The 13126-nt window shown below is 69.6% G+C and carries 17 protein-coding genes; 10 read left to right on the plus strand and 7 right to left on the minus strand.

Annotation, left to right across the window (positions count from 1 at the left end):
• Together VGR06_RS13890 and VGR06_RS13895 are read right to left on the minus strand one after the other, a co-directional pair.
• Positions 1-182, minus strand: a 182-nt coding sequence (locus VGR06_RS13890) for a hypothetical protein (RefSeq protein WP_327559468.1), incomplete at its 3' end; no start/stop codon positions are given.
• A gap of 83 nt (positions 183-265) precedes the next feature.
• On the minus strand, positions 266-484 hold the full coding sequence (locus VGR06_RS13895; RefSeq protein ID WP_327559469.1) for a BldC family transcriptional regulator: 219 nt from the start codon (positions 482-484) through the stop codon (positions 266-268).
• 144 nt (positions 485-628) lie between these two features.
• Between VGR06_RS13895 and VGR06_RS13900 the strand changes: the two genes are divergently transcribed.
• From VGR06_RS13900 to VGR06_RS13910, 3 genes are read left to right on the plus strand one after another with little or no spacing between them, the layout of a single operon-like run.
• Positions 629-1078 carry an Lrp/AsnC family transcriptional regulator gene (locus VGR06_RS13900; RefSeq protein WP_327559470.1) on the plus strand — a complete coding sequence of 150 codons (450 nt, stop codon included), beginning with the start codon at positions 629-631 and terminating at the stop codon, positions 1076-1078.
• 10 nt (positions 1079-1088) lie between these two features.
• A complete protein-coding gene (locus VGR06_RS13905; RefSeq protein ID WP_327559471.1) occupies positions 1089-1358 on the plus strand; it encodes a DUF4229 domain-containing protein in 270 nt (89 codons plus the stop codon).
• A complete protein-coding gene (locus VGR06_RS13910; RefSeq protein WP_327559472.1) occupies positions 1355-2452 on the plus strand; it encodes a PLP-dependent cysteine synthase family protein in 1098 nt (365 codons plus the stop codon). Before VGR06_RS13905 ends, VGR06_RS13910 begins: the two co-directional genes overlap by 4 nt.
• A gap of 88 nt (positions 2453-2540) precedes the next feature.
• Here VGR06_RS13910 and VGR06_RS13915 read toward each other — a convergent pair whose 3' ends face one another.
• Positions 2541-3413 carry a 1,4-dihydroxy-2-naphthoate polyprenyltransferase gene (locus tag VGR06_RS13915; protein WP_327559473.1) on the minus strand — a complete coding sequence of 291 codons (873 nt, stop codon included), beginning with the start codon at positions 3411-3413 and terminating at the stop codon, positions 2541-2543.
• A gap of 122 nt (positions 3414-3535) precedes the next feature.
• Between VGR06_RS13915 and VGR06_RS13920 the strand changes: the two genes are divergently transcribed.
• Together VGR06_RS13920 and VGR06_RS13925 are read left to right on the plus strand one after the other, a co-directional pair.
• Positions 3536-4120, plus strand: coding sequence for a DUF433 domain-containing protein (locus VGR06_RS13920; RefSeq protein ID WP_327559474.1), 585 nt, complete (start codon positions 3536-3538; stop codon positions 4118-4120).
• A complete protein-coding gene (locus VGR06_RS13925) occupies positions 4117-4575 on the plus strand; it encodes a hypothetical protein (RefSeq protein WP_327559475.1) in 459 nt (152 codons plus the stop codon). Before VGR06_RS13920 ends, VGR06_RS13925 begins: the two co-directional genes overlap by 4 nt.
• Here the strand turns inward: VGR06_RS13925 and VGR06_RS13930 are convergent.
• Together VGR06_RS13930 and menE are read right to left on the minus strand one after the other, a co-directional pair.
• Positions 4539-5558 (minus strand): hypothetical protein, encoded by a 1020-nt coding sequence (locus VGR06_RS13930; RefSeq protein WP_327559476.1) that lies wholly within the window; start codon positions 5556-5558, stop codon positions 4539-4541. The genes VGR06_RS13925 and VGR06_RS13930 overlap by 37 nt on opposite strands.
• A gap of 21 nt (positions 5559-5579) precedes the next feature.
• Complete coding sequence (menE, locus tag VGR06_RS13935; protein ID WP_327559477.1) at positions 5580-6695, minus strand: o-succinylbenzoate--CoA ligase; 1116 nt, start codon at positions 6693-6695, stop codon at positions 5580-5582.
• A 206-nt stretch (positions 6696-6901) separates the two neighbouring features.
• Between menE and VGR06_RS13940 the strand changes: the two genes are divergently transcribed.
• Complete coding sequence (locus VGR06_RS13940) at positions 6902-7858, plus strand: hypothetical protein (RefSeq protein WP_327559478.1); 957 nt, start codon at positions 6902-6904, stop codon at positions 7856-7858.
• Here the strand turns inward: VGR06_RS13940 and VGR06_RS13945 are convergent.
• Positions 7855-8766: a 1,4-dihydroxy-2-naphthoyl-CoA synthase gene (locus VGR06_RS13945; RefSeq protein WP_327559479.1), complete on the minus strand. Its 912-nt coding sequence runs from the start codon at positions 8764-8766 to the stop codon at positions 7855-7857. The two genes, VGR06_RS13940 and VGR06_RS13945, sit on opposite strands and share 4 nt — an antisense overlap.
• A 69-nt stretch (positions 8767-8835) precedes the next feature.
• Between VGR06_RS13945 and VGR06_RS13950 the strand changes: the two genes are divergently transcribed.
• The 4 genes from VGR06_RS13950 to VGR06_RS13965 all read left to right on the plus strand — a co-directional run bounded on the left by VGR06_RS13950 (position 8836) and on the right by VGR06_RS13965 (position 12967).
• The gene (locus VGR06_RS13950; RefSeq protein ID WP_327559480.1) at positions 8836-10116 is read left to right on the plus strand and encodes a hypothetical protein; all 1281 of its coding nucleotides are present in this window, start codon (positions 8836-8838) and stop codon (positions 10114-10116) included.
• 61 nt (positions 10117-10177) lie between these two features.
• A complete protein-coding gene (gene menD / locus VGR06_RS13955; protein WP_327559481.1) occupies positions 10178-11863 on the plus strand; it encodes a 2-succinyl-5-enolpyruvyl-6-hydroxy-3-cyclohexene-1-carboxylic-acid synthase in 1686 nt (561 codons plus the stop codon).
• Positions 11864-11973: 110 nt separating this feature from the next.
• The gene (locus VGR06_RS13960; RefSeq protein ID WP_327559482.1) at positions 11974-12783 is read left to right on the plus strand and encodes a helix-turn-helix transcriptional regulator; all 810 of its coding nucleotides are present in this window, start codon (positions 11974-11976) and stop codon (positions 12781-12783) included.
• A 16-nt stretch (positions 12784-12799) separates the two neighbouring features.
• Complete coding sequence (locus VGR06_RS13965) at positions 12800-12967, plus strand: DUF397 domain-containing protein (protein ID WP_327559483.1); 168 nt, start codon at positions 12800-12802, stop codon at positions 12965-12967.
• On the opposite strand, the gene VGR06_RS43880 is transcribed toward VGR06_RS13965, so the two are convergent.
• Positions 12920-13102: a tetratricopeptide repeat protein gene (locus VGR06_RS43880; protein WP_414637254.1), complete on the minus strand. Its 183-nt coding sequence runs from the start codon at positions 13100-13102 to the stop codon at positions 12920-12922. The two genes, VGR06_RS13965 and VGR06_RS43880, sit on opposite strands and share 48 nt — an antisense overlap.
• Between the last annotated feature and the right edge of the window lie 24 nt (positions 13103-13126).

Consider the following 13126-nt stretch of genomic DNA (forward strand, 5'->3'; position numbering starts at 1 on the left):
GGCGGCTTGCCGTCGTCGTCGGGACGGCGGTGCTCGTTGAGGCGGCGGAGGAACTCGGGGTCGTCGTCCGGCGCCACCGTCCTGGAGCGACGTGGTGCCACGCTTTCCGGGCGCGCCACGAAGGCTCGCCACAGCAGCACGATGACGGCGATCGCGCCGATGGCAGCGAGCAGATAGATCATGGAATGCCACCTCCCTGAGGACCCACTACCGAGATTAACCCGTTTGTCGGTTTTCGGGTCTCAGGGGTAACCAGTGGGGTCACTCAGTCCCGGCCAGCCGGGGTCGTGGCCTCCGTGGTGAGCTCGGCCAGCAGGGCCTTGACCTCGGATTCGCGGAACCGGCGATGGCCGCCGGGGGTGCGAATCGAGCCGATGCGTCCGGCGGTCGCCCATCGGGTCACCGTCTTGGGATCAACTCGAAACAAGGCCGCGACCTCGCCCGGGGTCAGCAGCCGCTCGCCGATGTGTGTCGCAGCGGTCAACTCGTGCCTCCTCCGTTCTGAGCACGTTGCACGCATCGTCGCATCTCGCCCGTCGAGTACTCGAACGGTTGTCTGGAGGTAAAGAGGTAGTAAGGGACAAACGGCGCGGTTCGGACACCCGGTGTGGGCCCTAGGCTGGCTGCCGTGGACTCCGTGGACCGCAAGATCATCGACGCGCTCCGGCTGGACGGCCGGGCCACGTACGCCGAGCTCGGGCGGCAGGTGGGGCTGTCCGCGTCGGCCGTGCACGAGCGGGTTGGCAAGCTGGAGGCGGCCGGGGTGATCGTCGGGTACCACGCGGTCGTCGACCCCGAGGCGGTCGGGCTGGGGGTGACCGCGCTGATCGGCATCCACCCCACGGACACCGCGGACGACGAGGATGTGGCCGCGGCGCTCGGCCGGCTCGGTGAGGTGGAGTCCTGCTACGCGGTGGCCGGCGACGACGCGTTCGTGGTGAAGGTGCGGGTGGCCACGGTCGACGAGCTGGAGCGGACGCTGGGGCGCTTGCGGCGGATCGACGGCGTGGCCCGGACCCGCACCACCGTGGTGCTGTCCACCCGGTTCGAGGGCCGGCCGAATATTTCCGGCGGGTAGCGTGCTGGCCATGGCGGAGACGCGTCTGGGGCGGGACCTGGCCCTGTACACGCTGGCCCGGCTCGGTCTGGTCGCCGTGGTCACGGTGGTGCTGGTGGTGCTGGAGGTGCCGGTCCTGGTGAGCCTGGCGGTGGCGATCGTCGTCGGGTTCCCGTTGGGGCTGCTGCTGTTCCGCGGGTTGAACCGGCGGGTCACCGCGGGCCTGGCCGCCCGGGGCGCGGCTCGCCATACCGAGCGGGAGCGGCTGCGGGCCGAGCTGCGCGGGGACGATCCATCGTGACCGCGGTGGACCGGTGCAGCGACACGACGCGGGACTGGGTCTGCGAGGCCGTCCGAATCATCGAGGCGGACGCCAACCGCAGCGCGGACACGCACCTGCTGCCCTTCCCTTTACCTTCGTCGTGGAACGTCCAGCTGTACCTGAAGGACGAGTCGACGCACCCGACCGGGTCGCTGAAGCACCGGCTGGCGCGGTCGCTGTTCCTGTACGCGCTGTGCAACGGGTGGATCGTCGAGGGGACGCCGGTGATCGAGGCGTCGTCCGGGTCGACTGCGGTGTCCGAGGCGTACTTCGCGCGGATGCTCGGGCTGCCGTTCATCGCGGTCATGCCGCACACCACGAGCGCGGAGAAGGTGGAGCTGATCGAGCGGCAGGGCGGAACCTGTCATTTCGTCGACGAGCCGGGCCAGATCTACGAGGAGTCACGGCGGCTGGCGGTGAAGCTCGACGGGCACTACCTCGACCAGTTCACCAACGCGGAGCGGGCCACGGACTGGCGCGGCAACAACAACATCGCCGAGTCGATCTTCGAGCAGCTCGCCCTGGAGCTGGCGCCGGAGCCGTCCTGGATCGTGGTCGGCGCGGGCACCGGTGGCACATCGGCGACGATCGGGCGCTACGTCCGGTACCGCCGCCTGCGCACCCGCCTGGCCGTCGTCGACCCGGAGAACTCGGTGTTCTTCGCCGCGTGGCGGGACGATGAGCCATCGCTGACCAGTTGCGCCGGCTCACGCATCGAGGGCATCGGCCGGCCGCGCGTGGAGCCGTCGTTCATCGGCGAGGTGATCGACCGGATGATCAAAGTGCCGGACGCGGCCTCCCTGGCCACGATCCGGTTCGTGGAAAAGGTGCTCGGCCGCCGCGTCGGCGGCTCCACCGGCACCAACCTCTGGGGCGCCTTCCAACTCGTCGCCGAACTCCTCGCCACCGACTGCCCCGGCAGCGTCGTCACCCTCCTCTGCGACGGCGGCGAACGCTACGCCCACACCTACTACGACGACGCCTGGCTGGCCGCACGCAACCTGGACCTGTCCCCCCACCAACAAGTCCTCGACACGTTCCTCACCACCGGCACCTGGCCCGCCACCCCCTGACCGCCCGCGAGTTCGACGCTCCAGCAACCAAGTTCGACGCTCCGGCAAGCGAGTCGTACGTTCCAGCAACCGAGTCGTACTCCCGGTGCTAGCCCCAGCCGAGCGCGCCCGCGGTGACTGCCGCCCACAGCAGCATCGCCAGCCCGGTATCGCGCAGAACGGGGATCAGCGCCAGACCGGCCTCGCCGTGAACGACCCTACGAGCGGATCGTTGAACGATGGGAAGGGCGAGCAATCCCACCAGCAGCCAGGGATTGTTGAACGATGTGACGATGGAAACGATGAACGGGACCGCGATCAGGCCGCAGTAGAGGGTCCGGGTGCGCACCTCCCCCAGCCGCACCGCGAGCGTGACCTTCCCCGCCGTCCGGTCCGTCGGCACGTCCCGAAGGTTGTTCGCCACCAGCACCGCCGCGGAGAACGTGCCGGTCGCGACCGCCCCCGCGACTCCCGGCCAACTGACCCGCCCGGCCTGCACATACAGCGTGCCCAGCACCGCCACCGGCCCGAAGAACAGGAACACCGCCGCCTCGCCCCATCCGGAGTACCCGTACGGCCGCGACCCTCCCGTGTAGAACCACGCGCCGAGGATGCACACCGCCCCCACCGCGACCAGCCACCACCGCCCGGTCAGAGCCGCCAGCATGAACCCGGCCCCCGCCGCCACCCCGAAGCACGCGAACGCCGCCGCCCGCACCCGCCCCGCGCCCACCAGCCCGGACCCGACCAGCCGCAGCGGCCCGACCCGCTCCGCGTCCGTCCCCCGCACCCCGTCCGAGTAGTCGTTGGCGTAGTTCACCCCCACCTGCAACGCCACCGCCACCGCCATCGCGAGCACCCAAAACCCCACATGGAACCCACCCACCGCGGCCGCCGCCCCACCCCCCACCAGCACCGGTGCGACCGAGTTCGGCAGCGTCCGCACCCGCGCCCCCTGCACCCACTCCGCGACGGTCGCCATGCCCCCATCTTGCTGGATCACGGAGTGTCAACAGCCGAACACCTGACCAAGACCTGGCACACTGATGAGGCCACCGGCAGCCATGGAGGGAGGTGAACATGTTTCCGACTAACCTGACGTCGGTGCTGACCGGTGCCTCCGTTGGGCAACTCAGGCATTGGAACCGAACCGGGCTACTGGTGCCGGAGGTCGCAACGGGAGCACGTCTTCTGTACTCGTTTCGCGATGTCGTAGCACTGCGAACCGTCGTGCGGCTGCGCACCGAGACCTCACTACAGAAGGTTCGCCGAGCTTTCGCCACCATGCCCGCCCTTGATTTCACCGAGCATCCGTCGAGATACCGATTCGGAACCAACGGCCGGACCATCGCACTTGCGGATGACGAGGGTAATCTCGTCGATCTTCTTGCAAACCCGGGCCAGTACGAGATCTTCAGCCTGGCCGACGTGTTCGAACCGTTCCAGACCAAGCGCGGGGCAACCGTCGTTGACTTTCTTCACCCACGAGAGCGGCTCGAAGTTCGCGCCGGTCGGATGGGGGGGTGGCCCACTATTATCGGTACCCGTGTGCCGTATGACACCATTGCCGATCTCGTTGCGAGGGGCGACGTCGCGCTGGAGGACGTGAGTTACTACTACCCCGGCGTAGACGCCGAGGCAGCTCGTGACGCCGCCGACTTCCAGGCCTCGGTCCGGAGCGCGGCGTGAAGTTCTTCATCGACCACAACCTCAGCCCGCAACTGATCAAACCTATCCTGGCTATCCACCCACGGCACACCTTCCTGTGCGCACTGGAAGAGCAGCTCACGAAGACGGATGACATTCCCTTGTTCTCCGAGCTGGTTAAGCGCGGCTTCGAAGCCATTATCACTCGGGACCGGAACCAACTTGCCAATGACGACGAACGGGCTGCCCTCCTGGCCAGCGGTCTGCACTGGCTCGGTGTCAAAGACACCCATGTGCCCGGGCTGCTGGGAATTGCATTGGACGCGGCGGCAGTCACCATCGGCCTGACCGTGGTCCTGCCGGAGTTGACAGCCGAGCAGCGCGCTTATCGGTTCCCGGCGATACCACATCAGAAATCGCAGCGTGCAAAGCCAGTCAGCCTGCTGCCTCGACCGCCCGATCAGCAACTGGGTGCGCCGGTGACACCGGCCACGTAGCCGGCGGCGATCCACATTTCCGGTGCGATGCGGTACCAGCCCTCGGCCTGGCACTCGACCCGGACCTGGGCGTGCGCGGCGACGAGGCCGGTGACCGGGGCGCCGGGATCGGGGGCACTGCGGACGTCCTGCGGCGAAGCGACCGAGCCGCGCGGACCCGTGGCCGTCCAGAGGAAGGTCACGGTGACCCAGGAGTTGGTGGTGAGCTGGAGGCCGTCCCAGAACATGCCGTCGGCGAGGTCGATGCCGGCCGGGTTGCGCACCAGGCGGCCGAACTGGTCGAGGCCGGCGTTGTAGCCGTCCTGCTTGGCCGCCTGGGCCTGCGGGCGGCCCTGCGGCAGGTCCGTCCACATCTGACGGACGTCGGCCGGGTTCCAGTAGTCGTCCTTGGTGTTCCACGGGCCGACGTCCCACACCGGCGCCCACTCGCAGCGGCCGTTCCGGGCGCAGACCTTCACGGTGTAGTCACCGGAGTCCTTGGTGGACAGGCCGCGGCGGGACGGCAACGCGGCGAAGTGGTCCCGCTCCACGATGACGTGGCCGCTCGCGGTGTGCCCGCCGACCAGGCCCTCCCGGGTGGCGAACACCTCGTAGCCGAGCCCCGCCCCGGCGCGCACCCGTGGCGGCACGGCGACGCTGGCCGCGTGCACGGTCAGCGTGCGCGGTGCGGTGTCGTGGTACAGCACCCGAACCTGCACGGCCGTCGCCGGAACGTCGAGCACGGCCGGCGCCTCGGTCCACTCGGTCCAGCCGCCACCCGGCTCCCGGCCACGGACGTCGACGACGTCGGCATCGCCCGAAACGGTGAACGCGTTCGCCGGCTGGCGCAGCGTGTGCACGGGGTAGACCGCGATCGTCACGCCGTCCATTCGGGACATCTGGCTGACCGAAATGGGTTGGGAGAGCTCGACATTCCACTCGTCGGGGGCAGGTGCCACGGTCAGACCGGCAAGCAGGGCGAGCACCACGGGCAAGGCTGTCATAGTCCTGGGAACGTGCCACAGTCAGAACAGGTCGGCCACCGCAGCGCGATCGACCTTGCCCGGCCCGCGTAGCGGCAGCCGGTCGACCCGCCGGATCACCCGCGGCACCGCGACCGCCCCGAGCTCGGCCCGCACCGCGGCACGCAGGTCGTCATCATCCACAGTGGACCCACCGACCACCGCGGCGGCGACCCGTTGACCCCACTCCGGATCCGGCAGCCCGACGACGCAGGCCTCGACCACGCCGGGCCGCGCCGCCAGCACCCGCTCCACCGCGGTCGCGGCCACCTTCACGCCCCCGGTGTTGATCAGGTCGTCCACCCGGCCGAGCACCTCGAGCCTGCCGTCCGATCCCAGCCGGCCCAGATCCCCGGTGCGGAACCAGCCGCCTGCGAACGCCGCTTCAGTCTCAAATGGACGATCCCAGTACCCGGAAGCCAGCGTCGGGCCGGCGATTTCGACCACGCCACCCGCACCGAGCCGCACCCGCACCCCGTCCAGCGGCACCCCGTCGTACACGCAACCGCCGGCCGTCTCGGTCATCCCGTACGTGGTGACCACGCGAACCCCGGCCGCCCGCGCGCGCTCCAGCAACGCGCTGGGCGTGGCCGCGCCCCCGAGCAGAACCGCGTCGAAGCCGCGCAGCGCCCGCAGCCCGTCGCCGCCGGCCTCGACCAGGCGCGCGAGCTGGGTGGGTACCAGCGCGGTGTACCGAGGGCCACCCAACACCAGCACACCGGACGCCGCCTCGGCGAACCCGTGCGGCCGAAAGCCCGCCGACGTGTCCATCAGCGCCGGGTCGTGCCCGGCGAGGATCGAGCGGACCAGCACCTGGACCCCGGCGATGTGCCGGGCCGGCAAGGCAAGCAGCCACCGCCCGGGCCCGCCCAGCCGGCCGTGCGTGGCCGTGGCCGAGGCCCGCAGCGCGGACGCCGCCAGCAGCACTCCTTTGGCGTCCCCGGTGGAGCCCGACGTCGGCACCACCAGCGCGATCCCCGCCGCCGGCTCCGAGCCGGTCACCGGCACACCCGGATCCACCGGAACAACGGGCGGCCCCGACCCGTCCAGCGCCGCCCGAAGACCGCCGAACAGCTCGGTGACCGCCGCCGGCGAGCCGTCGACCACGACCTGCCGCATGCCGCCATCCTGTCATGATCACGGTTCGCAGCGGGTCGGCTACTCCGAACAGCCGCTCACTTTACGCTGGAGTGCGCAATCCGACCGGCATGTAAAAACCGTGATAGACCATGGCCTGATTTGGCCTTATTCTGTCCAGGGGTCGAATACCGTCGAAGTCGACGGCGGTTGTTGCGGTATTTCTCGCCCAATTCCGGAGGTCCTCGATGACAGACGTGCAATCAGCACCCGACCGGGCACTCACCGAGGAACAACAACAGAAAACCAGGCAGTGGTCCCTGGTCGTCTACAGCGCCATCGTCGGCGTCATTCTTTCCATTGTCTGGTCGCCGCGGCTCGTGGACACCGTCATCGCCGGTAACATTGCCGACCCGGTGGTCGGCGGCACCGCGACGCAGGTGGCCATCACCGGATCGTTCGCGGCGGCCGTGTTCGCGTTCATCACCGGCGTCGGCGGCATGTTCACCGCATGCAACATCGCCGTGTTCGGCGCGCTCGCCCCGATGTCCGCGCAGCAGACCGAAGGCCTCCGCACCAGAATCGTCGCGATCCTGAAACCGGTCGGCTGGCTCGCCCTCGGCGCGGTCGTCGTGGCCGGTGTGTACGGCGCGATCGGAGTGTTGATCGGCGACAACTCGCCCCAGCTGTCGAACGCGCGGATCGGCGATCCGAACACGGGTCTGCGGGTCCGCCTGCTCCAGTCCGCGATCGTGTTCACCGTCATCGGTGCGATCATGGTCTGGTACGCGCTGGCCAAGGTGAAGCTCGTGCGCAACCCGCTGGCGGGGCTGTTCCAGCGTCGCCCGTGGACCGAGGTCACCTTCCTCGGCGCGCTCGTCGGCGCGTTCCTCATCGGCCGGCCGTTCGGCATGTTCCGGCACATGTACGAATACGCCGCGTCCACCCACAATCCGCTCATCGGATTCATGACGTTCGCGTTGCAGTCACTCGGCAACATCGCCGGCGTCGCCATTCTGCTGATTCTAGTCACCCTGCTGAGCCGAGGCCGGTTCCAGCGCTGGATCGCCGCGAGATCCGACCGCGCCGCACGATTCACCGCGGCCGCATTCGTCATCTTCGGCACATTCTTCATCTTCTACTGGGGCGTGCGGCTCGGTAACCGCGCCGGTTGGTACTGGTGGCCGACGATGCCGTACAGCTAATAGTAATAGGGGAACCGGGACCAGTCCGGGGCGCGTTTCTCCAGGAACGCGTCCCGGCCTTCGACCGCCTCGTCCGTCATATACGCCAGCCGCGTCGACTCCCCCGCGAACAGCTGTTGCCCCACCAACCCGTCGTCGATCAGGTTGAACGCGTACTTCAGCATCCGCTGCGCCGTCGGCGACTTCCCGTTGATCTCCCGCGCCCACTGCAGCGCCGTCGACTCCAACTCCGCGTGCGGCACCACCTCGTTCACCGCCCCCATCCGGTGCATCTCCGCCGCGCCGTACGCCCGGCCGAGGAAGAAGATCTCCCGGGCGAACTTCTGCCCGACCTGCCGCGCCAGGTATGCCGACCCGTACCCGCCGTCGAAGCTGCCCACGTCCGCGTCGGTCTGCTTGAACCGCGCGTGCTCCTCGCTGGCCAGCGTCAGGTCACACACCACGTGCAAACTGTGCCCGCCGCCCGCCGCCCAGCCCGGCACCACCGCGATCACCACCTTCGGCATGAACCGGATGAGCCGCTGGCACTCGAGGATGTGCAGCCGCCCCGCGCGCGCCGGATCGACGGTCTCCGCGGTCTCCCCGCTGGCGTACTGGTACCCGGTGCGCCCACGGATCCGCTGGTCTCCGCCGGAGCAGAACGCCCAGCCCCCGTCCCGCGGCGACGGCCCGTTGCCGGTGAGCAGTACGCACCCCACATCCGGCGACATCCGCGCGTGGTCCAGCGCCCGGTACAGCTCGTCCACGGTGTGCGGCCGGAAGGCGTTGCGTACCTCCGGCCGGTCGAACGCGATCCGCACCGCCCCGGTGTCCACCGCCCGGTGGTAGGTGATGTCGGTGAAATCGAACCCCGCCACCAGACGCCACGCGGACGGGTCGAACAGCTCGGAAACCTGATGATCAGCCACAACAGGAGCATATGGGCACCCTGTGGACAACTCTGAGCACGTGTCGGCGCGCCGTGCCAAGCTGGGTCCGTGCACGACATCGACACCGCGCTGGACACCCTCCGCGCCCGGGACGCCGCCGCCGCGCGGCTGGCCCGCGGGCTGTGGGCGGCGCTGCGGTTCGGCGCGGCGCACCCGGAGAACGTGACCCGGTACGACGTGCAGCAGATCTGCTGGACCGCGCTGCCCCGGCTGCCCGGGGATCCCGCCGGGGCCGCCCACGTGCTGGCCGATTTGCTCGATCTGCTGGGCTACCCGCGGTATGCCGAGATCTGCCGGGGCCCGACCACCAACGCGATCCTCGCCGCGGACGCCGACATCCGGCCGGCCCTGGTTCGCGCGGCCTGGCGGGAGTCCGGCATCGAACCACCGAACACCCCGGCACTTGCCTGGGGCGCGGCGCGCGGACCGGTCGAGCAGGCCGTGCACGCCGGGGTCGGCCGGATCCTGGAGGAGGCCGGCGACAACGGGTTCTTCGATGCCGAGGACGCCGATCAGCTCCGTGTCGGCCTGACCATGAAGGTGCTGGCCAGCCCCGCGGATGGCCAACCGGGCGCGTGGCACCTGCAGATCTTCAACGAACGGCTGGCCAGCTGGCTGACCGCCGGCGGCAGCCAGACCCGCCGGGAGATGCTGGTCCGGGTCAAGCCCGATCTCGGCCGGGTACCGCAGTTCGATCCGTGCTACGAGTTTCCCGCCCTGCAGGCGCTGCTCGAGGCGTGCCGCGGCGATGGCGTCGGCCTCACCCGAAGTGGCTACCTGCCGACCGCGCTGGTCCGCGAGCTCGTCGAGCTGATGCCCGCCTGCGCGGACATCGAGACCAGTGGCCGCGGGGAGAAGAGCTGGCCGCCGGTGTCCAGCCTGAGGTACGTCGCGACCGAGCTGGAGCTGATCCAGAAGATCGGGCATCGGCTGGTCCTGACCGCGGCGGGGCAGGATCGGGTGGACGATCCGGACACGCTGGCGATGGCGCTCGGCGAGGACATGATCGCCAAGGACACCTCCATCCGGGGTGTGATCCAGGAGGTGTGCCTTGCCGCGCTGCTGCTGGAAGACGTGATCGAGCTGGACCGGCTGCTGGACAAGGTCGCGGCCGTGGTCGATGAGGAGGGCTGGGGCACCGGCTGGCGCGGGCCGCCCGTCGACGAGCTGAGCCGCGACTACGGCTGGCTCTTCCTCCAACGGTTGTACATCCTGGACGTGCTGCGCCCCGACGACACCAGCACCCGCGTGGGGCTGACCGAGGCCGGCCGCGCTGCCGCCCGCTGGGGGTTGCGGGCCCGCGTGATGCTGCGCGAGGTGCCCGGGTGAACCCGCGACCAGTGCATGCCCTGAAGGCCGCCTTCAGGGCATTCCCGCCCGAGGTATCCACATGAACCCGTCCACCGCACAGGCATCGGTGATCGTCGACGAGCTCGTGCGCAACCGGATCCGCTGCGTCGTCCTGTGCCCGGGCTCCCGCAACGCACCGCTGGCGATGGCGCTGCACCGTGCCGACGAGCTCGGTCAGCTGGTCCTGCACGTGCGCACGGACGAGCGGTCGGCCGGCTTCCTCGCGCTGGGCCTGAGCGCCGGCGGCGGCCGGCCGGCGGCGGTGGTGTGCACCTCCGGCACCGCGGCGGCGAACCTGCATCCGGCGGTCCTCGAGGCCTACCACTCCGGTGTCGGCGTGCTGGTGCTCACCGCCGACCGCCCGGCCGAGCTGCACGGCAGCGGCGCCAACCAGACCATCGACCAGCGCGGCCTGTTCGGCCCGGCTGCGATCGCCGTCGACTTCCCGGTGGCCGAACGCCGCGGCGCGCAGAACGCCGTGTGGCGCGGCCTCGTCTGCCGAGCCGTCGCCCAGGCTGAACACGGCCGCCCGGTGCACATCAACATCCCGTTCCGGGAGCCTCTGGTGCCCACCTTCGAGCCACGCTGGCCCGAAGACCTCGACGGTCGCCCCGACGGCCGCCCCTGGACCACCTCCGCCGCGCCCCGCTCCGTCCCCGGCAGCCGGGTGGATTTCCCTTTGCCGGCAAGGATATTGATGGTCGTCGGCAGCGGCCGCCTGGACCGCGCCACCGCAGCCGCCTCGCTCGCTGCCCGCGCCGGCTGGCCGGTCGTCGCCGAACCCGGCCGCTCCGCAGCGGCGTTGGCCGGTGGCGCCCCGGTGCTGCGCTGCGGCGCCCTGCTGCTGTCCTGCGGCACCCTCCCCGATGCCCTAGGCCCGGACGCCGTCGTGGTCGTCGGCCGCCCCACCCTCTCCCGTGGTGTCCGCGGCCTCATGGGCACCGCACCGGTCTACGGCGTCGGCGACCATCCACAATGGACCGATCCACAGTACGTGGCCGAACACGTCCGCGGCTGGCTCGACCTCGACGATCTGTCCCAAGTAGACGGCCACGACCCCGACTGGCTCTCCGCCTGGCGCCAGGCCGACACCACCGCCGCCACCATCACCGACAAGCTCCTCGCCGAAGAAGACTGGCCCACCGGCCTCCAAGTCGCCCGCGACCTGGTCGATGCCCTACCCCCCGGCGCCACCCTGTTCCTGGGCTCCTCCAACCCCATCCGCGACGTCGACCTGGCCGCCGACCCCCGACCCGACGTCACCGTCCACGCCAACCGCGGCGTCGCCGGCATCGACGGCAACCTCTCCACGGCCATCGGCATCGCCCTGGCCCAGGACACCCCCGGCTACGCCCTGGTCGGCGACCTCACCTTCCTCCACGACCTCAACGCCCTGGCCATCGGCCCCCTGGAACAACGCCCCAACGTCACCATCGTGGTACTCAACGACGACGGCGGCGGCATCTTCGCCCTGTTGGAACAAGGCGCCGCCGAACACACCCCCAGCTTCGAACGCGTCTTCGGCACGCCCGTCTCTGCGGACCTGTCGTCCTTGTGCGCCGGCTACCACGTCCCCCATGTTTTCGCTAAAACCCCCGACGACCTCCGCGCCGCGCTCTCCCCCGGCCCCGGCCTCCGCGTAGTCGAAGTCCGCCCCGACCGCACCCGCCTCCGCGATCTTCACGCAAGACTTCGTGCCGCGGTAACTGAATCCGCCCTACGCTGACCTGTGGCCCAATGCCATCCGGGTGACTCAACTTCCTTACCACTGCGGCAAAAAGCCATCCTGTCCCGGTGGGACGAAGGCCAACATCAGCATCAGTCCGCCAACGCCGCGTGTCCGCGGAGCTCCGCGCCCTCCGCAAGGCGCGCGGCTTCACCTGCCAACAGGTGGCGGACGCCCTCGAATGCAGTGTCACCAAGATCAGCCGGATGGAAACCGGCGACCGCGGCCTCTTCGCCGACGACGTGTCGGCGATCCTCGGCTTCCTCCAAGCCCCCGCCAAACTCCGCGAAGAGTTGCTCAAGTTGGTCCGCGACAGCGACCAACGCAACTGGATCCACATCGGCGGCAAACTCCCCGCCGCCTGGAAGCAACTCATCGAGTTCGAGAACACCGCTATCGCCATCTACAACTACGAGCCACTCGTCATCCCCGGTCTCCTCCAGACCGACGAATACGCCCGACAGGTCATCAGTGCCGGCAACCGGGAACTGTCGGAGCCCGAGGTCGACACCTTCGTCCGCACCCGCATGGGCCGCCGGGAGCTATTGAGCCGCACCAACGGCCCCACCCTCAACGCGATCATCGACGAGACGGTCCTCCACCGCCCCGTCGGCGGCCCAGCCGTGATGCGCGGCCAACTCCACCACCTCCTCGCCGTGGTCCGTCGCTCCAAGATCGACATCCGCGTGGTGCCGTTTGCGGTTGGCGCGAACCCCGGCCTCGAAGGGCCGGCGATGCTCCTGGAGTTCGCCGACCAACCCTCGCTCGTCTACCTCGAAGGCCGCGGCGCTACCGGCCTGCTAGAGGAACCCCAGGTCATCCGCAGCGTTAAAATCGCCTGGCAAGCACTCAAGTCCGTGGCTCTGTCAACGGAGGACTCGGCCCGCCTCATTGCCACCACCGCTGACAAGTTGACCTGACCCGAGGAACAAGATCATGACCACGTGGCGCAAGAGCAGCCGCAGCACCAGCCAGGCCAACTGCGTCGAGATCGCCCACCCCACAACCACTCAGCAGGTAGCCGTCCGCGACTCCAAGAACCCCGTCGGCCCGACTCTAACCTTCCCCACCCCCACCTGGACCCGCTTCCTTCGCCGCCCCTAGTTTCTCTAGCTCCCGCCGAGTTTTCACAGTGTCGGGGTGCTCGGCACCCAATACCCGCTCTCGGATCGAGAGCAGTTCGACAAATAGATCCCGGGCCCGCACAGCATTTCCCACCTCGCTGGTCCAACGCGCCAAGGGATCGTCGCGGTGGTGTCCTGA

The sequence above is a fragment of the Actinophytocola sp. genome, assembly GCF_036002505.1.
Lineage (GTDB): Bacteria > Actinomycetota > Actinomycetes > Mycobacteriales > Pseudonocardiaceae > DASYTH01.